The organism is Ponticaulis profundi, assembly GCF_042659465.1.
Lineage (GTDB): Bacteria > Pseudomonadota > Alphaproteobacteria > Caulobacterales > Hyphomonadaceae > Ponticaulis > Ponticaulis profundi.
The window spans coordinates 387,220-410,927 of the sequence record NZ_JBHSSW010000066.1 but is presented as its reverse complement, the minus strand read 5'-3'; the positions used below and the strand labels follow the sequence as shown (position 1 = coordinate 410,927).

The window sequence follows — 23,708 nt, the reverse complement described above, 5'->3', positions numbered from 1 at the left end:
TTATAAAACCTTTGTCGGAGTTAAGCGTCTGTGGATTCTTTAGAAGCAGAGCCTTCGCCCTCTTCTGTTGAACCTTCTGCTTCTTCGGCGGCTTCTGCGACATTCAGATCAGCGAGCGCTGCGTCCGTGATGTCTTCAGATTCGCCAAGATCAATGCCGAGACCTGCAGTTGATTCAGCGAGGCCATCAAGAACCGCATCAGCGATGAGGTTGGCATAGAGTGAAATTGCACGAGCTGCGTCGTCATTGCCCGGGAATGGGAAGTCGACGTCATCCGGGTCGCAGTTTGTATCAACAACAGCAACAACTGGGATGCCGAGCTTTTTCGCTTCTTTGATCGCGATCTGCTCTTTGTTGGTGTCGATGACGAACATCAGGTCAGGCAGGTCGCCCATGTCCTGAATACCACCGAGTGCGCGTTCAAGCTTCTCGCGTTCACGCTCGCGGTTCAGAAGTTCTTTTTTCGTCAAACCAGTCGCCGCAGCGTCCTGAGACAGAAGCTCTGTTAGTTCTTTCAGACGCTTGATGGAGTTGGAAACCGTTGACCAGTTAGTCAGCGTCCCGCCAAGCCAGCGATGGTTCATGTAATATTGTGCACAACGGGAAGCAGCTTCTGCAATTGGTTCAGAAGCTTGGCGCTTTGTACCAACGAAAAGAACGCGACCGCCTTTAGCGACGGTATCACGGACTTTCACAAGCGCCTGGTGCATCAGCGGCACAGTCTGAGACAGGTCCAGAATGTGGATGTGGCTGCGCTCACCATAGATGAATTTTTTCATCTTTGGGTTCCAGCGGTGTGTTTGGTGGCCAAAGTGTACGCCAGCTTCGAGCAGCTGAGCCATTGTGAATTCAGGCAGTGCCATTTTATTTTCTCCTATCCGGTTAGCCGCCGCAGACAAAGCCAGCTCCAACGTGAAGCCAGCACCGGATGCAAATGTTTGCCGTCCGCGTGTCGGAATGATCGTGGCTTATACAGAGTTTCGCCTATGAGGCAACCGCCTTTATGCGGCAAGTTCCCTAACGCTTCGTACGCCTGCAGAGGATTTCAGAAGCTGTGCTGCGCCCGTACTGACAGCGTATCGACCGGGAAGTCGGATATAGGCAACCGAACCGTCGGAGATGCGCAATTCAAGCTGTATCTCGCCGCGCTCATTGGTGTCGATCCGTGCGAGCTGTTTGGACACTTCAATAAGAAGTTCTGGGGACATGCCCGGTTCGAGAGATACCATCAGTCCTTTCGGCGCACCCAGCGAGGCTTTCTCGATCGGTACAGCACCATCAACAGACAGACGCAGCTCGTCTTCTTTGACGCGTGGACGAATACGAACGACAACTGAGCTACCCGGTTCCAGCGTATCTCGTATTTCCATCAGCGTTTCAGGAGGCACCATGGCTTCGAATTCACCGGTGGGATCGGAGAACGTCACATAAGCGAACTTGCCACCCGACATGGCCGGTTTTTCGATACGGGCACGAACAATGCCCATCATTTCGAGAGACGACTTTTCCCGCGCGACTTCCTGAAGATCCATCGCAAGCGTGATGCGATCACGCGCTCCGGCCAGAAGCAGACCATCAAGCGGGTGACCACTCAGATAAAATCCGACGGCTTTGAACTCATGATCCAGTTTTGTAGTTGCCGACCACATCGAGGCCTTTGGAAGCGGGGCCCGAATGACAGCTGCGTCATCGCCAAACAGGCTCACCTGACTGGAAGCACGATCTTCGGCTGCTGAAGCGCTCGTCGCAACAAGCACATCTACGGCGGCCAGCGCACGTGCGCGGTTGGATTCAAGACAATCAAATGCTCCCGATTTGGCGAGCGACTCCATGCATTTCCGATTGACGTGGCGTGGGTCTACGCGCTCAGCAAAGTCGTGCAGGCTCTCGAAAGCACCGCTCTTTCGGATTTCGACAACGTGTTTCATTGCTTCGAGACCAACACCTTTGATCGCGCCAAGTGCGTAGATGATCGCACCGTCACGTACATCAAAGTCGGCATTGCTCTCATTGATGTTCGGAGGTTTGACCTCGATGTCGAGACGTTTGGCTTCCTGGAAGAAGGCAGCCAGCTTGTCGGTGTTCTGAATATCGAGGCTCATGGACGCCGCCAGGAATTCAATCGGATGGTTCGCCTTCAGGTATGCCGTCTGATAGGAAATGGCCGCATAGGCCGCCGCGTGCGATTTGTTGAAACCGTACCCTGCGAACTTTTCCATCACGTCGAATATATGGCTGGCCTGTTTTTCCGGAACGTCTTTTTCTTTCGCGCCAGCGATGAAGCGCATACGCTGCTTCACCATCTCTTCGACTTTCTTTTTTCCCATGGCGCGGCGAAGCATGTCAGCTTCACCCAGTGAATAGCCAGCCAGTTCCTGGGCCATTCGCATCACCTGTTCCTGATAGACAGGCACACCGTAAGTCTCTTCGAGGATCGGCTTTAGCAAAGGGTGATAATAGTCTGCGTCTTCGCGACCGAATTTCACATCCACAAAGCGCGGAATGTTGTCCATCGGGCCGGGACGATAAAGAGAGATGATCGCAATCACGTCTTCGATCGAGCCGGGACGCACTTTTTTCAGTGTGTCGCGCATGCCCTGTCCCTCGAGCTGGAACACGCCGAGCGTATCGCCATTGGACATAAGATCGTAAGATTTCTGGTCGTCGTACAGCCGCCATTCTGACGGCATGGTCTCTTCTGTTTTATCCAGAAAGTTTAGCGCTCGCTGCACAACGGTAAGCGTTTTTAGTCCGAGGAAGTCGAACTTTACGAGCCCGGCCTGCTCTGCCCATTTCATATTGAGCTGGGTTGCTGGTAGATCGGAACGCGGATCTCGATAGAGCGGTGTCAGCTGAACGAGCGGACGGTCACCGATCACAACACCGGCAGCGTGCGTGCCTGCATTTCGGTAGAGCCCTTCAAGCGCCAGCGCTGTATCAAGCATTTCGCCGACTAGCGGATCGCGGTCGATCTCTTCCTGAAATTTCGGTTCATCATCGATGGCATCAGAAAGTTTTGGAGGTTTGGCTGGGTTGAACGGAATGAGTTTCGACAACCGGTCGACCTGTCCATAAGGCATCTGCATGACCCGACCAACGTCGCGAACGACAGCCTTCGCCTGGAGCGTACCGAAGGTGATGATCGACGCCACACTGGCTTCGCCATATTTGTCACGCACATAGCGAATGACTTCGCCGCGTCGCTCCTGACAGAAGTCGACGTCGAAGTCCGGCATGGAGATACGTTCCGGATTCAAGAAGCGTTCGAAAAGCAAGCCAAATCGGAGCGGATCCAGATCGGTAATCAGGAGCGACCAGGCAACGAGAGAGCCCGCACCAGATCCTCGCCCCGGCCCAACCGGGATGCCCTGCTCTTTTGCCCATTTGATGAAGTCCGATACGATCAGGAAGTAACCCGGAAACCCCATCTTCTCGATGATGCTGAGTTCGAAATCGAGCCGTTCCTGATACTCCGCTTCCGTCCCATAAATGGTATCGGCCATTTTGATCCGGTTTTGCAGGCCCTCATTTGCCTGAGCGCGAAGCTCATCGGCCTCGCTTCGACCAAATCCACCATCGAACGCTGGAAGGATGGGGGCGCGAAGACGTGGTCGCACAGCGCAGCGCTGCGCCAATTCAACGGTGTTTTCGATTGCTTCCGGTAAGTCGTTGAAAAGAGTCACCATTTCGGCTTCTGTCTTCAGATAGTGCTCGGCCGTTATCCGGTAGCGTTCTGTCTGGCCGACATAATTGCCGTTTCGAATACACATCAATGCGTCATGCGCAGCATGGTCGCTACGCTTAAGGAACCGGGCATCCTGTGTAGCGATGAGCGGCAGATCGAGTTCGTAGGCGGCATCGACCAGAAAAGGTTCGCTTTCGATTTCCTCGGGTTCGTCATGGCGTTGGATTTCCACGTAACACCGTCCAGGATAAGCGTCGCTGAGGCGTTGAAGCGAAGCTTTCACCTGATCAGCCTTGCCGCGACAGGCAGCTTTGCCTGCGGCGCCCCACGCGCCGCCGGAAAGGGCGATCAGTCCGTCGGTGTTTTCAAAAACATGGGCTTCATTGAGAACCGGCACGCCATTGGCGCTTTCCAGATAGGCAAAGGACGACAACGCCATCAGGCGCTCATAACCGGTTACATCCTGCGCATAAATCGCCAATCGATAGGTTTCCGCATCATGTCCGGGCGGTAGAACATCAAAAGCGCAGCCGACGATTGGCTGAACGCCAATTCCGGCCAGACCCTCGGAAATCTCGAGCGCGCCAAAAAGGTTATTGTGATCGGTAAAGCCGATGGCTGGTACGAGATGATCTCCAGCCCATCCGATCAGGGCCTTGCTTGTGATCATGCTCTCAAGCAGCGAGAAAGCTGAGCGCACGCCCAGATGAATGAAACTGGTTTTTCTCAGCGTATCGGACATGCTCTAACCCTCTCGAAGGGGTATCTTGTCTGACTCTAGGCTGGAGTTGAAGTCAGGGGATCTGAAAAAGCTGTGAGGCGTCCATCATCCAGCGTCACTACATGGTCCATAAACTGGATGAGTTCGAGATTGTGGGTCGCAATCAGCATGGCGAGACCTTCGGTACGGCCGACATTGATCAACTGCTGGAAAACGCTCGCTGTTGTTTCGCGGTCCAGATTGCCGGTGGGTTCGTCAGCGATCAGAACCTTCGGACGGTTTGCGAGTGCGCGCGCAATTGCAACGCGTTGCTGTTCCCCGCCTGACATCGTCATGGGTTGGTGTTGAAGACGATGCCCCAGCCCCATTCTCTCGAGGAGGTCGACCGCGCGATCTCGTGCTTCCTTGCGGTTCACACCGCTGAGATAGAGCGGCGCAGCCACGTTATCGATGGCGTTGAACTCCGGAAGCAAATGGTGAAACTGGTAGACGAAGCCGAGCCGAGTGCGTCGCATCAATGTGCGCTCACGATCTTTCAGCTTCAGGCAATCCTCGCCGTCCAGAATCACCTCGCCCGAGTCAGGCTTTTCCAATAGGCCTGCCGTGTGAAGCAGCGTGGACTTGCCGGAGCCGGATGGACCGACCAGACCGACCAGCTCGCCGGGATTGAGATCCAGATTGATGCCTTTCAGCACTGGTACATCAGTAGCGCCGGTATGGTAGGTCCGTTTGACGTCGATCAGTCGAAGAACAGGTGTTGTCATTATTCAGACCTCAACGCTTCAACCGGATCGAGACGCGCAGCATTCCAGGCAGGTGGCAGTGCGACTAGCAGCGACACAAGGAACGCATAACCAGCTGCAAAGCTCACTTCGAACCAGTCAATCTGTGCTGGGATGTATGGCAGACCATAGACATCCGGGTTCCAGATAGCGCCGCCTGTCAGCATGTTCAGGGCATCTTGTATTGGCTCAATGTAGACGCAGAAAAGGATGCCGGTGATCAGGCCAAGTACCAGGCCCGCAAGGCCAAGAATGCCGCCAATCATCAGGAAGACTCTTAGGATGGTGCTGCGCGACGCACCCATTGTCCGCAGAATGGCGATATCTCGCCCCTTGTTCTTCACGAGCATCACAATGCCCGTGATAATGTTGAGCGCGGTAATCGTAATAAGAACTGCGAAAATCAGCCTCATCATGCTCCGCTCAACTTCCAGTGCGCCGACAATTCCGCGATAAATCTGTTTCCAGGTCTGATACGGCATTCCAGATGGCAGATACTCGGCATCGAGACGTCGAGCGATCGCTTCAACGGCCTGTGGATCCGTCAGCTTCAGCTCCATGAACGGGTATTGTCCGCGAAAATTGAAGAAAAGCTGCGCCTGCTCCAGCGGCATGAGAATTAGCGCGTCATCCATCGGATTGGCGTTACCGGCAAAAATCTCAAACACGCCAACAACGCGATATGTTTTCTTACGCGGTACCACACCGCCCATCGTCGAGGCGCCTTCCGGTGCAATCAAGGTTATAGAGTCACCCGCGCGCACGCCAAAACCTCTTGCGATTCTTTCGGACAGAAGGATGCCATCCCCACCAAATCGCCCGTCACCGAACTCATCAAGCGAGCCGCTGAAGAGATCACTCTGAAGAAACGGGAGTTTGGTCGCGTCTGTCGGAGAAATGCCTCGAACGAATCCGGGCTGAGCGACGCCGCTGGATGATGCGAGGACAAAGCCCTCAACAAGAGGGATGACGCTCTGCACTTCACGATCGGACTCGAGTTTCGCTGCCAGCTCATCCAGTTCTAGCGTTGGATAGTTCTGCGTATAGAGGCGGATATGACCGGAGTTTCCGAGCACCCTGTCGATCAGCTCGGCGCGAAAACCGTTCATGATCGACATAACGATAATCAGCGCCGCAACGGCAAGCATAATGCCGACCAGTGACAGAATGGAAACGATTGCAATCCCGCCATACTCTCGCTTGGCTCGAAGATATCGAAAGGCCAGTGAGCGTTCATATGTCCCGAACGGTCTGTCCTTGAGGGCCTGGTTTGCAATCATGTGCTAGATTTTACTCCGCGGTGAGTTTGTTGAGGGCGTCGTCCAATGACAACTCAACCGCTTCGCCGGTTGCGCGATCTTTCAGTTCAACAATGCCTTTTTCCAAACCTTTTGGACCGATCACAAGCATATATGGCAGTCCGATCAATTCCATCGTTGAGAACTTCACGCCTGGACGCTCATCACGGTCATCGTACAAAGGGTCAAGACCTGCCGCTGTCAGTGTTTCATATGCCTTTTCGCAGGCTTTGCTGACGTCCCCGGTCTTGTCTTTCATGCCGACAATTCCAACCCCAAACGGTGCAACACTTTTCGGCCAGATAATGCCTTTGTCGTCATGGCACGCTTCAATGATACCGCCCACGAGGCGTGAAACGCCGATGCCGTAAGATCCCATCTGGACCGGTACGCTTTTACCATTCTGGTCCATGACCATGGCATTCATCGGTTTTGAGTATTTGTCGCCGAAATAGAAAATGTGGCCAACCTCAATGCCGCGAGCCGACAAACGGCGCTCTTCGGGGACTTCCTGAAACGCAGCTTCGTCATGCATTTCTTCTGTCGCTGCATAATATTGAGTGCGTTTTTCCAGCTCTGTTTCGAGATTACCATCGAAATCGAAGTCAGGACCCGGGACAGGAAGGTCGAGTAAAGCGGAATCGCAGAAAACAGCACTCTCGCCTGTATCCGCGAGAATGATGAACTCATGGCTTAGGTCGCCTCCTATAGGGCCGGTATCAGCTTTCATCGGAATAGCGGTCAGGCCCAAACGGTCGAAAGTATTCAGATATGCACAGAACATTTTCTGATACGCTTTGCGCGCACTCTCTTCGTCAGCGTCGAAGGAATAGGCATCCTTCATCAGAAATTCCCGGCCACGCATAACGCCAAAGCGCGGACGGATTTCATCCCGGAATTTCCACTGAATGTGGTAGAGATTGAGCGGCAATTGTTTGTAGCTGCGAACATAACTGCGGAAGATGTCAGTGATCATCTCCTCGTTCGTCGGACCGAAGAGCATTTCCCGATCATGACGATCGGTAATTCGCAGCATCTCTTTGCCATAGTCTTCGTAGCGGCCGCTCTCCTGCCATAACTCTGCCTGCTGGATCGTGGGCATAAGCAACTCGACCGCCCCTGCCCGTTCCAGTTCTTCTCGTACAATCGCTTCGATCTTGCGAAGGACTTTGAGCCCGAGCGGCAACCAGCTGTAAATGCCGGCGCCAGACTGACGGATCATACCTGCACGCAACATGTACTGGTGCGAGGCGATTGTCGCTTCCGCAGGTGTTTCTTTCAGGACTGGAAGAAAATAGTTGGAGAGTCTCATGTCACGGCCTTGAAACAATGTGATTGCTGAGCGGGCTGTAAACGGGTCCGCGCCAGAGCGCAATTGACCTCTTAGCCCCAGGGCGCTTCTGGTGGCTGAATAATACCCGAAACTCCGATCAAAAAGGCGATCAGTGTAATCACAGTCGCACCAATCGTTGCCCAAAGGGCCTTCTTGGGCAGCATATGATGAACCGGTGCACCGGGATCAGTTCCAAGATTGCGCTCGCCGTCTTCGAGCTGACTGTTAACGCCGATCGGCAAGGTGGCCAGAAAAACCAGCCACCAGGCGATCACAAAAACGACGATTGCGGAGAACCAATTCATTAGTGCTTCGGTGCTTCCATAAGCTCAATCAGAACTCCATTCGAGTTCTTTGGATGTACAAAGATAATCAGGGTTCCATGAGCCCCAATGCGTGGTTCATTGAGAACGGTTGCGCCGCGCTCTTCCATGACCTTTTTCGCTTCATGAATGTCATCAACTTCGAAGCAGACATGGTGTTGCCCACCCTTCGGGTTTTTCTTAAGGAAGTTCACGATCGGCGAATTTTCGCCAAACGGTTCGATCAGTTCGATCTGGCTGTTCGGAAGGTTTACGAAACAAAACCGAACACCCTGAGCTTCCATTTCGCCTGGCTCTGTAATGTCGATAGCACCATAAAGCTCCCGATAGGTGTTTGCCGCTTCCTCAATAGAAGGAACAGCAACGCCAACATGGTTGAGTGGTCCGATTTTAAATTCGCTCATCTGGGGTCCCTTTTCATGGTCTCAGAACGGCGACGTCGATGACAGGTCGCTTTCCAAGTTCTTTTTCGCAGATTTTTCTCAGTGCGCGCACAAGTGAACGTTCCACCTGTGAATCGTCAAGACGAGACTTGCGCTTCAGGTCGTCCAGCGCGTTTTCCGCAGCTTCTTCAAATATGTCGATTGTCTCATCCAGAAGTCGGCCATCCGTCTCTGAGTGTCCGCGGATGGTGATGAGAGGCCCGTCACTTACGCTGCCATCTTCGTCGAAGGCGACGGAAACAGAGAGTTGCCCGACGTAGGAAAGCCGACGACGTTCTATTATGCCTTGCGCATTTTCAGGTATCAGGCGTTTGCCATCAAGTAACAACCGACCGGTCGGAACCTCATCGACAATGGCAGCATCACCAGGCGCAAGACGGATGACATCTCCGTTGCGCGGCGTAACAGATTGCGAAATCTGAAGAGACTTTGCATACGCGGCATGTTCGAGGATATGGCGTCGTTCGCCGTGCACCGGTACGGAGATTTTCGGGCGTACCCACTGATACATGCGTCGCAATTCATCCCGGCAAGGGTGGCCTGACACGTGAATGGGCCGCATCCGGTCCGTTATGATGCGAATACCGCGTTCTGCCAGGGCATTCTGCAGATCATAAATTCCGCGCTCATTGCCCGGAATGACGCGCGATGAAAAGATGACTGTGTCTCCCTCATTCAAGGTCACGTGAGGGTGATTGTTCTGGGCAATCCGGGAAAGTGCGGCGCGAGGTTCACCCTGCGATCCGGTGCACAGATAGAGCACGTTTTCCGGCGGAAGAAAGGCAGCGTCCTTTTCGTCCACAAACGGTGCAACATGGTCCAGCAGACCAACTGCTTTCGCCGCAGCAGTGATCTTGTGCATGGAACGTCCGACAAGACAGACATGCCGATCATTCGCTTCCGCGGCCTCAATGATGCTCTGTACGCGTGCAACATTCGACGCAAAGGCGGTTACAGCAACCCGACCGGATTGCTCGCCAATCAGCTCAGTCAGCGCGACCTTGCAACCATATTCCGAACCTGACTCACCTTCTTCGAACACATTGGTCGAATCACAGATCATGGCGAGGACACCGTCGTCTCCGAGGCGCTCAAGAGATTCGCTGTCGAAAGGCGCACCGATGAGAGGATCCGGATCAATCTTCCAGTCTCCGGTGTGGAGAATGGTGCCGAGTGGGCAGGTGATGGAGAGGCCGTTTGGTTCTGGAATTGAGTGCGTCAGCGTCACGTACTCGATGGAGAACGGACCGACTTCCACCTTCCCTCCAACGGGCACTGTATGAAGCTGATAGTCATCATCCGAGATATTGCATTCAGCGAGCTTGCCTTTCACGAGTTCTGCCGTGAAGGGCGTTGCATATAGCGGCTTGCGGAAGCGTTTCCACAAATGGCCCACTGCTCCAATATGGTCTTCATGCGCATGTGTCAGGATGATGGCTTCAATGTTGTCGACCTCATCCTCAAGAAAGGACGGATCAGGACAGATAACATCAATGCCCGGTGTGCGTTCGTCACCAAAGGACACGCCCATATCAACAATGATCCAACGCCGGTTATGGCGGCTGCCATAAGCGTAAGCGTTGAGGTTCATTCCAATTTCGTTGCAGCCACCAAGTGGAAGGAATAGGAGTTCGTTCTTATCTTCTTTTTTCATGCTTGCTCTTATGTGTTCCGTCGATGGATCTCAAGCAAGCCCCGGATTGTGACATCGGGGTCAAATACGTTGATTTCCTGACTTTCGTCCTGGAACAATGATGCGACGCCGCCCGTGCCGATAACGGTCATCGGCTTTCCATATTCGTCTTTGATACGTCGGATCAGACCGTCGATTAGGTCGAGATAACCTAGAAAAACGCCCGACTGCATCGCTGAAACCGTGTCTTGGCCGATTACGCTGGGCGGGCGTTGGATCGCAATTCGCGGCAGGCTGGCCGCTGCGTCGTGCAGCGCTTTCATGGACAGGTTGATACCTGGTGCAATGATGCCGCCTTCAAACCCGCCGTCTTCACCGACGATATCGAATGTGGTCGCAGTGCCACTATCGACAACGATCAAAGCGCCCTCATGCCCATAATGAGCGCCGATAGCATTTACGAGTCGGTCCGCTCCAACCTGCTCTGGTCTCGAAATCCGAATTGGAACTCCGAGTTTGACGTTTTCTTCGCCGATAAACAGAGGGTCTACATCGAGGTAGCGTCGTCCCAGATTGCGAAAGTTGAACTTTGCCTGGGGCACTACCGACGAAATGATGCACGCGTTAATCAGGCCGAACGAAAGGCCCTCCATCCGGCAGAGCTGGCTAAGCCATACCGCGTAATCATCGGCTGTTTTCGTGGAATCGGTTGCACTACGCCATTGCGCGATCCAGTCATCTCCATTGTGGAGGCCAAACACTGTATTGGTGTTTCCAACGTCAATCGCCAGCAACATTCCCGCTCATCTCCCCTTTACCATGTCGACGTCTCCAGCCGTGATGGTTATGATTTTTCCATCATCTTGTTTGATCTGGAGTTGTCCGAATTCGTCTAACCCGTGGTATAGCCCCTCAACGCGCTCGCTACCATGCTGAGCCGCACAACGCTTGCCCTTTTGGTCTGTCGCGTCCATCCAGTCGCGAATAATGCTGGATCGCCCGGCATGGAGTTGGTGTTTGAGGCGCTTTTTAAGCGTTTGGTTCAGTACTGCTATTGCCTCTTCGGGCGTTTTCAATCCGCCCCCTGCATCCACCAGACTGATGGTTTCATAATTGTCGACACTGGGAGCATGAGCGAGATTGATACCAATGCCAATGGCCAGCCAGTAGTCACGTGACGGTGTAAGCCCCGATTCCAGCAAGATACCGCATAGCTTCGCGCCATCAATTCGCACATCGTTTGGCCATTTAAGACCGGGGATCACAAGCCCGTTGGACAAATCAACCACGGCGTCTCGAACTGCGAGCGCTACGCTGAGCGCCATGCAGGGAACATCCGCCGACATACCATCCAGAGGGACTAAAGCGGTCGAATAGAGGTTTCCAGAGCCAGATAACCACTGCCGACCCAAGCGGCCTTTGCCGGCTGTCTGCACACGTCCTACGAGTGAGACAGGTCCTCTCTCGCCAGAAGAGGCGCGGCGGTGCGCCTCTGTATTCGTACTGTCGATTTCGTCGAACCAGACAACAGGCCAATCCTGGTCCAGGCATAGAGCCGATATCATTCAGCGTTAGCCGAAACTAAATCCGCCGCCGGCGATTCCCATCATCCAGCCGATGAAAATAACGAAGATCGGGAATGCCAGAATGGTGGACGCTGTGATCGTCATGGAAACTGTTCCAGAGACAGACTCGAATGCGGGCATCTTATCGCCGCCCCACATCGTCATGATCACACGAAGGTAATATCCAAGAGAAACCACCGATGCGATCACACCAATGATGACGAGCGGCAGGAGGCCTGCTTCAAGACCGGCCATAAAGACGACATACTTCCCGAAGAACCCGCCAAGTGGCGGAATACCCGCAACCGAGAAGATCAGCGCGGTCATACAGACTGCGAGCCATGGCATCGATGTGGAAAGTCCTGACAGTTCTGAGATGTCTTCGACCATGCCGCCCCGACGTCGCATAGAAAGCACAACGCCGAAAATACCGAGCTGAGACAGCGCGTAAATTGCCATGTAAACAAGCAAGGCTGCGGCGCCGACTTCCTCACCGGCAGCGAGCGCGATCAGCGCATATCCCATATTGCCGATGGAAGAATAGGCAAGCAGACGCTTGATGTTTGTCTGACGAAGTGCACCGAACGCACCGATCAGCATGGAAGCACCGGAGATAATCACGATAACATCCTGCCACTGGTCGATCGATGTACCGAACGCTTCAAACAGGATGGTCGCGAAGACGATCATGGCAGCTACTTTTGGGCCTGATGCGAAGAAAGCGACAACCGGTGTCGGCGCACCTTCGTACACATCTGGTGTCCAGACATGCAGCGGCGCAGCTGACACCTTGAACGCAAGACCGGTAATCATGAGAACAAGGCCGAACAACAAGCCGAGAGAATATTCAGCTCCGGCGACCGCGTCGTAATTCGTGGCACCTGTGAAGCCATACACAAGCGACATGCCGTAGAGGATCAGGCCTGATGCGAGCGCACCCAGAACAAAGTACTTCAGTCCGGCTTCTGATGAGCGTTGGCTGTCACGATTGAATGCGGCCAGCACATAGGAAGACAGGCCAAGAGTTTCGATACCCAGATACAGCGTCATGAAGTCGTTTGCAGACAGCATGATGCCCATACCGAGGCTCGCAAAGACGACGAGCAGAGCGTATTCGAAACGGATCAGCTTTTCTCGCGTCAGATAACCTTCAGCGATAACCAGGGACACACCCGCACACACATAAGCGACAGCTTTGGCCAGATTGGTGTATCGATCTGTTTCCCACAATCCGCCAAAGGCCTGGCCACCATCGATCTGCAACAGACTGATAGCAGCCGCGATGAAAAGAACGATCGCGCCGGCAAAAATGGACAGACTGGCGAATTTGTCTTTCAGCCAGGCGCCTGCCAGAACCCCGATAAGGCCTGCGCATACCAGGAAAAGTTCTGATCCTGCAGCGGAGAAAATTTCAGTCCAGTTCATGACTAAGATCCAATCTGGCCAGCAGCAAACGCCATAATGTTCGCGACACTGGTTTCTGTGATGTCAAAGATCAGAGATGGGAAGACACCCAGTACAATGGTCGCAATGATAAGCGGCGTGAAAATGATGATTTCGTTTCGTGTGAGATCCTTGATGCCGTCCAGCTTCTCGTTCGTCATCACTCCAAAAACGGTACGTCGATAAAGTGTGAGCATGTAGATCGCTGAGAAAATGACACCGAGCGCAGCACCCGCAGCAGCAAGCGTATTGGCCTGGAAACTACCGGCCATGGTGAGGATCTCACCAACAAAGCCGCTTGTGCCCGGAAGTCCGACATTTGCCATGGTGAACAGCATGAAGATCGTCGCATAGATTGGCATTTTTCCGACAAGGCCGCCGTAAAATGCGATTTCGCGTGTGTGCATGCGATCATACACGACGCCGACGATGAGGAAGAGTGCACCAGAAATGACGCCGTGCGAAATCATCTGGAAGATAGCACCCTGAATACCGATGTCGGTGAATGAAAAAATGCCCAGCGTGACGAAGCCCATGTGAGCGACTGACGAATATGCAATGAGCTTCTTCATGTCCGTCTGACGGAAAGCGACCAGGGATGCATAGACAATGGCGATCACGCTGAGTGCGAACACGAATGGCTGGAAGAACAAACTCGCATCCGGGAACATCGGCAGAGAGAAACGCAGGAAGCCGTAGCCACCCATTTTCAGCAGAACACCCGCAAGAATGACCGAACCGGCTGTTGGCGCTTGCACGTGAGCATCTGGAAGCCATGTGTGAACCGGCCACATTGGCAGCTTAACTGCAAAGGATGCAAAGAAAGCAAGCCAGAGCCAGATCTGTAGATTGCGGCTGAACTCGTAAGTCTGAAGCACTTCGATATCGGTTGTGCCGACCTGAAGGAACATTACGATCAGCGCAACCAGCAGGAAGAGTGAACCGAGCAGAGTATACAGGAAGAATTTGAATGCCGCGTAGACACGCTCTGCCCCGCCCCAGATACCGATGATGATAAACATCGGGATGAGACCTGCCTCGAAGAAAACGTAGAACACCACGAGATCCAGCGCGCAGAATACGCCAAGCATAAGCGTTTCCAGGATCAGGAATGCGGCAACATACTCTGTCACGCGCTTCTTGATATTGCCCCAGCTCGCAAGAAAGCAGAGTGGTGTCAGGAAGGTGGTCAGAATGACAAGCAGAAGTGACATGCCATCAATGCCGAGCTTGTATCGAATGCCGCCCGTGACCGAGCCGTCATCCTGAAGCGTGCCACCAAACCAGTGAATGTCTTCGACAAGCTGAAAACTGCTGTTGTCGGCATTGAAGAATGCGAGGGCAATCAGTGACAGAACGAAAGTTGCGGCACTGATCAGAATGCCGGACATGTAGGCAATCCGCTCTTCTGAAGCGCTATCGCCATCTGTCGTCGCCGTTAGCTTTTTAACCAGCAGCAGCAGGAGTGCGCCAAATGCTGGAAAAAAGATCATGAAAGAAAGGAGCGCAAACTCGCCCATCAATTCGCTCCTGATGCATTGATCAGCATGACAGCGCCCAGAATGGCTGCCGAGCCGAGAATTACAAACGCATAGTGATAAAGATATCCGGTATGCATCGCTGAAAGTCGCGCTGCGCCCCAGCGGGCCAGTCCGGACAGGCCATCGGGGCCAAGACCATCAATGATTTTCTTGTCACCGACCTTCCAGAAAAAGTCACCCAGCACGCGCGTCCATCGGATAACTGTCGCCTGGTAGATCTCGTCGAAATACCATTTGTTGGCGAATAGCGCGTGCAGCGGACCACCTTTGTCGGCCATACGCTTACCCAGACCTCGGTTGAAGAGGTAGGTGAAGGTCGCGATCAGGAAGCCGAGAACAGTCACGATCAGTGGCATCCAGAAGACCCAGCCAGGAACAATACCGCCATGGTCTGCCGGATATTTGTCCTTCAGAACCGTGTTGTCGGTTGCGACATAGATCGCGCCATCCCAGAACTCTTTCTGGTGGTGTCCGACGAATGAACCATAGAAGGTAAAGCCAGCGGCAACTGCACCAATGCTGAGCAGGATCAGAGGAATGAGCATGACCATTGGAGATTCATGCGGCTTACCGCCATGGTGGTGATGATCATCATGCGCGTCATCGTGGTGATCAGGCTCTGCCATTGGTCCATGGAAGGTCATGTAGATTAGGCGCCATGAATAGAAGCTTGTCAGCAGTGCAGCAAAGATACCGAACCAGAATGCAAGAGGTGCAAAAGAGACGCCCTTCATGCCTGCAGCAAACGTTGTCTCGATAATCGCATCTTTCGAGAAGAAGCCAGCGAAACCAAGTTGCGTATGCGGGACACCGAGGCCGATGATGGCGATCGTGCCGATCATCATCGCTGCATACGTGACTTTCATATACTTCGCGACACCACCCATTTTGCGCATGTCCTGCTCGTGGTGCATGCCGTGGATAACGGAACCTGCACCGAGGAACAGAAGCGCTTTAAAGAACGCGTGCGTGAAGAGGTGGAACATAGCGGCCTGATAGGCACCAATACCTGCCGCGAAGAACATGTAACCGAGCTGAGAACAGGTCGAGAAAGCGATGACACGTTTGATGTCGTTCTGTGCCATGCCGACAGTTGCAGCGTAAAGGGCTGTGATCGCACCGATGAAGGTCACAAATCCGGATGCGACAGGCGCATATTCGAAGATTGGTGACATGAGGCAGACGAGATAGACGCCTGCGGTCACCATAGTCGCTGCGTGGATGAGAGCAGACACAGGCGTCGGCCCTTCCATCGCGTCTGGCAGCCAGACGTGAAGGATGAATTGTGCTGACTTACCCATCGCGCCAATAAACAGAAGGAATGCAATCAGCTCCAATGCGTAGACCCTTACACCGACGAACTCGATCACGGCTTCGCGTGGGCCGATACCTTCAGCGAAGGTCATGATCGGAGCAACCGATTCAAAGCTGTTTTCTTTCACAGCTTCGAGCATCGGGTGGAACTCCACAGTACCAAAGACGAAGAAAGCCGCCATGATGCCGAGCGCTAAACCGAAGTCGCCTACGCGGTTGGTTACAAACGCTTTGATCGATGCGCTGTTCGCGCTCTCTTTGTGATACCAGAAGCCAATGAGGAGATATGACGCCAGGCCTACACCTTCCCAGCCAAAGAAAAGCTGGATGAGGTTGTCTGCTGTCACCAGCATCAACATGGTGAAGGTAAAGAGCGACAAATAGGAGAAGAATCGTGCCCGGTGCGGATCATCGGACATGTAACCCCATGAATAGAGGTGCACGAGTCCGGAAACGCTTGTCACAACCGCCATCATGACGATCGAAAGCGTGTCGACGCGGATTGCCCAGTTTGCCTGGAACTGACCGATGTCGATCCAGCGTGCAAGTTCGATCACATGATGTGCGTGGTGTCCGCCTTCATGATGCCCGCCGAATGCAAATGCAAACAGCTGATAGACAGACAGAATGCCAGCAAGACCGACCGTAGCCGTGGTGATCAACATCGCTGCGCGGTCACCGATGAAACGCTGGAACAGGCCTGCGATCGCCGCTGCAATCCCCGGAGCGAGGATGATGTAGATAATTAGGGGATCTGGAAGAGTCATTTTTGTGATCAGCCCCGCATGAGATTGACGTCTTCCACGGCAATGTCACCGCGGTTACGGAAATAGACGACGAGAATGGCTAGACCCACAGCAGCTTCTGCAGCCGCAACAGTGAGTACCAGCATTGCGAAAATCTGTCCGATCACGGTGCCGTTAAAGACAGCAAATGCGACCAGATTGATGTTCACCGATAGCAGCAGCAGCTCCAGCGCCATCAGAATAACAATGATGTTCTTGCGGTTCACAAAGATGCCAAAGACACCGATTGTGAAAAGTGCTGCCGAAAGAGCCAGGTAGTGCGTGAGGGTAAGTTCCATGATCAGATCCCCTGCCCTGGGCGAACGTCTTTGAGCTGGACGGCTTCTTCACGCGTCCTGCCAACCTGTTTGCTAACCGACTGGCGGCGAACGCCTGGACGGTGGCGAAGGGTCAAAACGATCGCGCCAATCATGGCGATCAGAAGAATAACGCCCGAAATTTGGAACAGCAGCAGGTAGTCAGTGTACATAACCTGACCAATCGCTTCTGCGTTGGTTGGCGCATTCGGTGCTGCGTTGAAGCTGTCACTTTGGTTCTCACCCATAACGGATGCTACGAGTCCGATCTCGGCAAAGAATACAAGAGCCACAATTGCGCCGAATGGCGCGTAGTTGAGAAAGCCTTGTTTCAACTCAACGAAGTCGACATCAAGCATCATGACGACGAAGAGGAAAAGCACGGCGACGGCGCCGACATAAACAACAACGAGCAACATGGCCAGGAACTCGGCTCCGATAAGAACCAAAAGGCCTGCTGATGTAAAAAATGCGAGAATGAGGAACAAAACCGAATGAACCGGGTTCCTTGCTGCGATTACGCAAATCGCAGAAATCAGCACGATCGCTGAAAGAATGCTGAATGCGATAACTTCCAAATCAGCCCCCTGTGCTGATGCCCAACAACCTGAAAACCTTGAAATGACGGAACGAATCTATCCCGCCATCAGCGTCTAACGATACGGCGCGTCCAGTTCAAGATTGCGAGCAATTTCACGCTCCCAACGATCTCCGTTGGCAAGCAGTTTTTCCTTGTCATAATAGAGCTCTTCACGGGTTTCCGTGGCGAACTCGAAATTCGGGCCCTCGACGATGGCGTCTACCGGACAGGCTTCCTGACAGAAGCCGCAATAGATGCACTTCACCATGTCGATGTCATAGCGTGTCGTCCGACGAGATCCATCTTCACGAGGCTCTGCCTCAATTGTAATGGCCTGTGCCGGACAAATCGCTTCGCAGAGCTTACACGCAATGCAGCGCTCTTCTCCGCTTGCGTAGCGCCGCAATGCATGTTCGCCACGAAAACGTGGGCTTAGCGGGTTCTTCTCAAACGGATAGTTGATGGTCGCTTTCCGGGTAAAGATCTTCTTGAAGCCGAGCCCCATGGCTCCGACAAAATCCAGAAGAAGAGCGCCTCGGACAGCCTGTGCAATACGTGACATGTAATCTGTCTCCAATTCCTAGGCTGATAACGCGTTAGAGTAAGCGACGAAACCGCCGATAAGTAGAACAGCGACAAGAGACGTTGGCAGGAAGATCTTCCAGCCAAGACGCATGAGCTGGTCATAGCGGTAACGTGGAACAAGCGCGCGAACGAATGCGAACATGAAGAACACGAACAGTGTCTTCAGAGCGAACCAGAATGCGCCAATCAGGCTCTCAATCGTACCTGGCTCAAATATGCCAAGATCACCGATCGGAGAATTCCATCCACCGAGGAAGAGAATGCTCGTCATTGCGCACATTAGGGTAATGGCAACCTGCTCGCCGAGATAGATCAGAAGAAACGGCGTGCCGGAATACTCGACCTGATAACCGGCAACAAGTTCTGATTCCGCTTCAGGAAGGTCAAATGGTGGACGGTTGGTTTCTGCGAGCGCCGAGATGAAAAAGATGATCATCATAGGAAACATGACAATAATCGTGGGCAGCTTGAATGCATACCAGTTCCAGAAGCCGCCATTCTGCGATTCAACGATGGTCGCAAGGTTCATGGACCCTGACAGCAGGATCACCGTAACTAGGACGAAGCCAATAGAAACTTCATAGGAGACCATTTGCGCGGCTGAGCGAAGGCCGCCCAAAAACGGGTATTTAGAGTTGGATGCCCAGCCAGCCATGATGACGCCATATACACCAAGAGAAGACATGGCGAGGATATAGAGGATACCAACATTCAGGTCCGATACGACCCAACCAGGCGCGATCGGCACGACAGCCCAACAGATGAGTGGCAGAACCGTGGAAAGAATCGGAGCGATAAGGAAGACGGCTTTGTTAGCGCCTGCTGGAATAACGGTTTCCTTTATCAGGAATTTACCGAAGTCGGCAAACGATTGAAGAAGCCCCCAAGGGCCAACAACGTTTGGACCTTTGCGGAGCATGGTGCCCGCAAGAACCTTACGGTCAAAGTAAAGCAGGTACGCGATCGCCAAAAGCAGAACGACTGAAATCAGAATGATTTGGCCAAAAGACAGCAGCACCGCGAGAAGCGCATTGTCATTCGTCCAGGCAAGAAACTGTTGCATGTCGCTTCCCTACTCCGCTGCGGCTGGCATATCCAGCGTTTGTTTTTGCAAAGAGCACTCCGCCATCGTCTTAGAAGCGCGCGCAATCGGGTTCGTGAGGTAAAAGTCCGAAATAGAACCAAACATTGGGTCTGAATTCAGTGAGTCGGTGGAACTTGGAAGAGCTGTTGAAAGTGCTTCTGCGCCAGTTGATCCCGGTGCGAAGTTGAGGCCAGCGAAAACCGGATTGGTTTCACGCATAGCTGCTCGGACTTCTTCAGCTGATTTGTATGGCAGTGATTTACCCATACGATCTGAGATCGCTCGGAAAATCGCCCAAACGTCTTTTGCTTCACCTTTTGGTGCTGTAGCCGCGGTCGTCATTTGTACGCGGCCTTCAGTATTCACGTACGTCGCAGTCTGCTCCGTGTACGCGAGCGATGGCAGTATGAGATCCGCACGGGCTGCACCGGCATCGCCATGACTACCGACATAAATAACGAAGCTGTCGCCGAGATTAGATGTCGGCAGCTCATCGGCGCCGAGCAACACCAATGTCTCAATGGCGGAGCAATTGTCTGACATCAATTCAGCAGCTGATTTGCCGCCGTCTCCAGGACGGAAGCCGATGTCCAGAGCACCAACTTTGGATGCAGCTGTATGCAAGACGCCAAATCCTGCCCAAGAACTATCGCCGGCTTCGATGGCTCCGACCTCAAGAGCGAGATCGTGTGCAGCTTTCAGAGCCGCATATCCGCCCTCGCCCGTCAGCGCTGCCTCGCCAACAACAACCATTGGCTTCTTCGCATTTTTCAGTACGTCTTTGAATGCGCCGAGATCCGTCAGATCGGATGCGGACGAACCAAGGTGTTCATAGTCATATGTAAGATCAACGGCCTCACCCACGACGCCGATTTTCAGTTCATTCCAGAGCCAGGCTTTGCGGATGCGCGCATTCCAGACAGCCCCTTCTACACGTGGGTTGGCGCCAATCAGAAGCAGTGCGTCACATTCTTCTACGCCCATAAGCGTCGGATTCAGAATATAGCTCTCACGCGGAAGCGCTGAACCGTCAGGCGCGACGCCCATGGCTTCGCCTTTGAGGCGGCAGTCCGTGTGCTTGATGCCAGCGGCATCAGCGAGATCTTTCGCTGCTTTGAGATCCTCAACAGCGGACAGCTCGCCTGCGAACATGGCAATCTTTTCCGGATCCGCAGAGAGTTTTGATGCGGCCAATTCCAGAGCTTCGTTCCAATGTGCCGCACGAAGTTTTCCGTTCTCACGAATGTAGGGCTTGTCCAGTCGCTGGCGCGACAGGCCATCCCACACAAAGCGCGATTTATCTGAAATCCACTCCTCATTCACCTCTTCATTGAGGCGCGGCATGATCCGCATAACGGTTGTGCCTTTGGCGTCGATGCGGATTGAGCTGCCAATCGCATCCATCACATCGATGCTTTCCGTTTTTCGCAATTCCCATGGCCGCGCGTTGAAAGCGTAAGGTTTAGATGTCAGAGCACCGACTGGGCAGAGATCGATTACGTTCCCGGACAGTTCTGAAGTAAGAGACTTTTCAAGATATGTCGTGATTTCTGCGTCTTCACCGCGGCTGATCATGCCAATCTCTTCAACACCAGCCACTTCCGCCGCAAAGCGTACGCAACGTGTGCACTGGATGCAGCGGGTCATGATCGTTTTAACGAGCGGGCCCATATTTTTGTCTTCAACAGCACGCTTGTTGAGATCATAGCGCGAACCAGCCCGGCCATAAGCCATGGCCTGATCCTGCAGATCACACTCGCCGCCTTGGTCACAGATCGGGCAATCTAGCGGGTGGTTGATGAGAAGGAATTCCATCACGCCGTTGCGCGCCTTCTCTACATAGTCACCCTTGGTGTTGATATTTGGCGCTGAACCATCCGGGTTCATGCGCATATCACCCACTGTTTGTGCGCAGGATGCGATTGGCTTCGGAGCGCCTACCCATTGAACGAGACACATGCGGCAATTGCCTGCAACCGACAGACGTTCATGAAAACAGAAACGCGGGATTTCCGCCCCTGCTTCCTCACAAGCCTGAAGAAGCGTGTAATGGCGCGGAACTTCCACTTCCTTGCCATCGATATTGAGTTTGAATGTCTCAGACATATGAAATATCCAGCATTTCTAGTGACCTATACACCCGCGCACATCCGCGAAATTCGTTCTTTTACAGACATTGTTCGATCGTCCGCGTAATTCCGCTCATTGTTAGCGAGTCTAAAGTTAGATTTGATGTCGTTGCTCAGTTCGCGACTGCCCGCCAAATTCAAATGAACGCCATCGCTTGTGAGTTCAGCGTTGATTTGCATGCCGTCTATCGTGAAATCATCGTAACTATCTATGAAGTTCACCGATGATTGTGCTGTTTTGATAGAAATATACTCATTAAGTTCATCAACCATCGGATCCAATTCCGCCCCCCTCGGAAGAATGCTGACAAAATAGAATTCCGAAGAATCGAGTGAATTAGCACGCTCTAATATTAAATCGATGTTGTTCTTGATTGCTGCGACATCTCGGTTCCGAGCGATATCGTTTGTACCTATCAGGATGAACACTTGTGACGGCGCCATCGCAATAACCTGATCGAATCGATTGAGAACGCCACTGGTTTCGTCCCCCTCAATTCCGAAATTCACAACGTTTTGTTGCTCATTAAAGAATTCAGCCGGCAGCCTGGCTAGTAAGCTGTCGCCTAAGAGAATCACAGAACCCCGGCGGACAGGACTTTTATTAAACTCATCGATTTTCGATCGGTAATATTCTTCTCGAGGATCGTTATAAACTGTTGGAATTTCGTCATAGCAGTTGAGAACTGCTGTAGTTGTGGCCTCTGAAATCACGGTCGTGGGAGAATCGTTCTGCGCGATGCTCTGACTACGGTCGTCGCCACAAGATGAAACAAGGCTCAACGCCAAGCAGCTCGTAATTACCGTGAATGATGCATTGCGAGACGACATTCGCTTTCTACTCCGCAGCAACCGTTGCGCCCTGAACGAGGGGCTTACCGATGCGATAGGTCGAAATCCGCTCTTCAATCTCATGACGGAAGTGTCGGATCAGACCCTGTACAGGCCACGCAGCTGCGTCGCCAAGTGCGCAAATCGTGTGACCTTCGACCTGTGTCGAAACGTCGAGCAGCATGTCGATCTCGTGATGCTCGGCTTCGCCTCGCGCCATGCGCTCAAGCACGCGCCACATCCAGCCTGTGCCCTCGCGACACGGTGTGCACTGACCACAGCTCTCGTGACGATAAAAATAGCTGATCCGGGCAATCGCCTTAACCACATCCGTAGACTGGTCCATGACAATCATAGCGGCTGTGCCGAGACCGGATTTGACTTCCCGTAGGGCATCAAAGTCCATCAGGACATCATCACAAATTTCACGCGGGATCAGAGGAACGGAAGAACCGCCAGGAATAACGGCTTTCAGGTTTTCCCAACCGCCACGGACGCCGCCACAGTGTTCTTCGATCAGCTGACGCATTGGAATCGACATCGCTTCTTCGACATTGCAAGGCTTGTTCACATGCCCTGAAATGCAGAACACCTTGGTGCCTTTGTTGTTTTCGCGTCCGATTGAAGCGAACCATTCGGCGCCACGACGAAGAATGGTCGGAGCGACAGCAATGGATTCGACGTTATTTACGGTCGTTGGACAGCCATAGAGACCGGCATTCGCAGGGAATGGTGGTTTCAGTCGTGGCTGACCCTTTTTGCCTTCAAGGCTTTCCAGAAGCGCTGTTTCTTCGCCGCAGATGTACGCGCCTGCACCATGGTGGATATAGACGTCGAAGTCCCAGCCATGAATGTTGTTCTCACCAATGAGGCGCGCTTCATAAGCTTCCTTAACGGCTGCTTCCATACGCTCGCGCTCGTAAATGTACTCGCCGCGAAGGTAGATGTAGCATTTGTGTGCGCGCATCGCATAAGAGGCGACCAGGCAACCTTCGATCAGCAGGTGCGGATCGTGACGCATGATGTCACGGTCCTTACAGGTGCCAGGTTCGGATTCGTCAGCGTTTACGACTAGATAGTGAGGGCGTGGACCTTCCTGCTTCGGCATGAATGTCCATTTGAGGCCCGTTGGGAAGCCGGCGCCACCGCGACCGCGCAGGCCGCTCGCTTTGATCTGATCACAAATCCAGTCCTGCCCGCACTCCAGCATTTCGCGAGTGAGATGCCACGCGCCACGTTTTTTCGCGGCCTCTAGAGACCAGTCTTCGCGACCATAGAGATTCGTAAAAATGCGATCTTTATCTTCAAGCATGATC

General features: G+C 53.2%; 20 protein-coding genes. All 20 read right to left on the bottom strand.

The genetic code is table 11. The features are described 5' to 3' along the window. Positions 1–20 precede the first annotated feature (20 nt). Positions 21–863 carry a 30S ribosomal protein S2 gene (gene rpsB / locus ACFQDM_RS17890; RefSeq protein WP_377381643.1) on the bottom strand — a complete coding sequence of 281 codons (843 nt, stop codon included), beginning with the start codon at positions 861–863 and terminating at the stop codon, positions 21–23. 138 nt (positions 864–1,001) lie between these two features. After that, complete coding sequence (gene dnaE / locus ACFQDM_RS17885) at positions 1,002–4,427, bottom strand: DNA polymerase III subunit alpha (RefSeq protein ID WP_377381641.1); 3,426 nt, start codon at positions 4,425–4,427, stop codon at positions 1,002–1,004. A gap of 35 nt (positions 4,428–4,462) precedes the next feature. Next, positions 4,463–5,170, bottom strand: a complete 708-nt coding sequence (locus tag ACFQDM_RS17880) for an ABC transporter ATP-binding protein (RefSeq protein WP_377381638.1) — start codon at positions 5,168–5,170, stop codon at positions 4,463–4,465. After that, positions 5,170–6,468: a lipoprotein-releasing ABC transporter permease subunit gene (locus ACFQDM_RS17875; RefSeq protein WP_377381635.1), complete on the bottom strand. Its 1,299-nt coding sequence runs from the start codon at positions 6,466–6,468 to the stop codon at positions 5,170–5,172. Before ACFQDM_RS17875 ends, ACFQDM_RS17880 begins: the two co-directional genes overlap by 1 nt. 10 nt (positions 6,469–6,478) lie before the next feature. Continuing rightward, on the bottom strand, positions 6,479–7,798 hold the full coding sequence (proS, locus tag ACFQDM_RS17870) for a proline--tRNA ligase (RefSeq protein ID WP_377381632.1): 1,320 nt from the start codon (positions 7,796–7,798) through the stop codon (positions 6,479–6,481). Positions 7,799–7,869: 71 nt separating this feature from the next. Then, positions 7,870–8,124, bottom strand: coding sequence for a DUF1467 family protein (locus ACFQDM_RS17865; protein WP_377381629.1), 255 nt, complete (start codon positions 8,122–8,124; stop codon positions 7,870–7,872). Beyond that, complete coding sequence (mce, locus tag ACFQDM_RS17860; RefSeq protein ID WP_377381626.1) at positions 8,124–8,546, bottom strand: methylmalonyl-CoA epimerase; 423 nt, start codon at positions 8,544–8,546, stop codon at positions 8,124–8,126. The genes ACFQDM_RS17865 and mce overlap by 1 nt, the downstream gene beginning before the upstream one ends. A 13-nt stretch (positions 8,547–8,559) precedes the next feature. Further along, positions 8,560–10,239, bottom strand: a complete 1,680-nt coding sequence (locus tag ACFQDM_RS17855; protein ID WP_377381623.1) for a ribonuclease J — start codon at positions 10,237–10,239, stop codon at positions 8,560–8,562. Between the two features lie 8 nt (positions 10,240–10,247). After that, positions 10,248–11,015, bottom strand: a complete 768-nt coding sequence (locus tag ACFQDM_RS17850) for a type III pantothenate kinase (protein WP_377381620.1) — start codon at positions 11,013–11,015, stop codon at positions 10,248–10,250. 6 nt (positions 11,016–11,021) lie between these two features. After that, a complete protein-coding gene (locus ACFQDM_RS17845; RefSeq protein WP_377381618.1) occupies positions 11,022–11,783 on the bottom strand; it encodes a biotin--[acetyl-CoA-carboxylase] ligase in 762 nt (253 codons plus the stop codon). Between the two features lie 6 nt (positions 11,784–11,789). Further along, on the bottom strand, positions 11,790–13,208 hold the full coding sequence (gene nuoN / locus ACFQDM_RS17840; RefSeq protein WP_377381616.1) for an NADH-quinone oxidoreductase subunit NuoN: 1,419 nt from the start codon (positions 13,206–13,208) through the stop codon (positions 11,790–11,792). Positions 13,209–13,210: 2 nt separating this feature from the next. After that, positions 13,211–14,746 carry an NADH-quinone oxidoreductase subunit M gene (locus ACFQDM_RS17835; protein ID WP_377381614.1) on the bottom strand — a complete coding sequence of 512 codons (1,536 nt, stop codon included), beginning with the start codon at positions 14,744–14,746 and terminating at the stop codon, positions 13,211–13,213. Then, positions 14,746–16,848, bottom strand: a complete 2,103-nt coding sequence (gene nuoL / locus ACFQDM_RS17830; protein WP_377381612.1) for an NADH-quinone oxidoreductase subunit L — start codon at positions 16,846–16,848, stop codon at positions 14,746–14,748. The genes ACFQDM_RS17835 and nuoL overlap by 1 nt, the downstream gene beginning before the upstream one ends. An 8-nt stretch (positions 16,849–16,856) precedes the next feature. Next, on the bottom strand, positions 16,857–17,165 hold the full coding sequence (nuoK, locus tag ACFQDM_RS17825) for an NADH-quinone oxidoreductase subunit NuoK (protein WP_377381609.1): 309 nt from the start codon (positions 17,163–17,165) through the stop codon (positions 16,857–16,859). A 2-nt stretch (positions 17,166–17,167) separates the two neighbouring features. Beyond that, positions 17,168–17,761 carry an NADH-quinone oxidoreductase subunit J gene (locus ACFQDM_RS17820; RefSeq protein ID WP_377381607.1) on the bottom strand — a complete coding sequence of 198 codons (594 nt, stop codon included), beginning with the start codon at positions 17,759–17,761 and terminating at the stop codon, positions 17,168–17,170. 75 nt (positions 17,762–17,836) lie between these two features. Further along, positions 17,837–18,325, bottom strand: coding sequence for an NADH-quinone oxidoreductase subunit NuoI (nuoI, locus tag ACFQDM_RS17815; RefSeq protein WP_377381604.1), 489 nt, complete (start codon positions 18,323–18,325; stop codon positions 17,837–17,839). Between the two features lie 18 nt (positions 18,326–18,343). Further along, a complete protein-coding gene (gene nuoH / locus ACFQDM_RS17810) occupies positions 18,344–19,411 on the bottom strand; it encodes an NADH-quinone oxidoreductase subunit NuoH (RefSeq protein ID WP_377381601.1) in 1,068 nt (355 codons plus the stop codon). A gap of 9 nt (positions 19,412–19,420) precedes the next feature. After that, complete coding sequence (gene nuoG / locus ACFQDM_RS17805) at positions 19,421–21,538, bottom strand: NADH-quinone oxidoreductase subunit NuoG (protein ID WP_377381599.1); 2,118 nt, start codon at positions 21,536–21,538, stop codon at positions 19,421–19,423. 26 nt (positions 21,539–21,564) lie between these two features. Then, the gene (locus ACFQDM_RS17800) at positions 21,565–22,392 is read right to left on the bottom strand and encodes a GDSL-type esterase/lipase family protein (RefSeq protein ID WP_377381596.1); all 828 of its coding nucleotides are present in this window, start codon (positions 22,390–22,392) and stop codon (positions 21,565–21,567) included. Positions 22,393–22,399: 7 nt separating this feature from the next. Beyond that, positions 22,400–23,704 (bottom strand): NADH-quinone oxidoreductase subunit NuoF, encoded by a 1,305-nt coding sequence (gene nuoF, locus ACFQDM_RS17795; protein WP_377381593.1) that lies wholly within the window; start codon positions 23,702–23,704, stop codon positions 22,400–22,402. Positions 23,705–23,708: the final 4 nt, after the last annotated feature.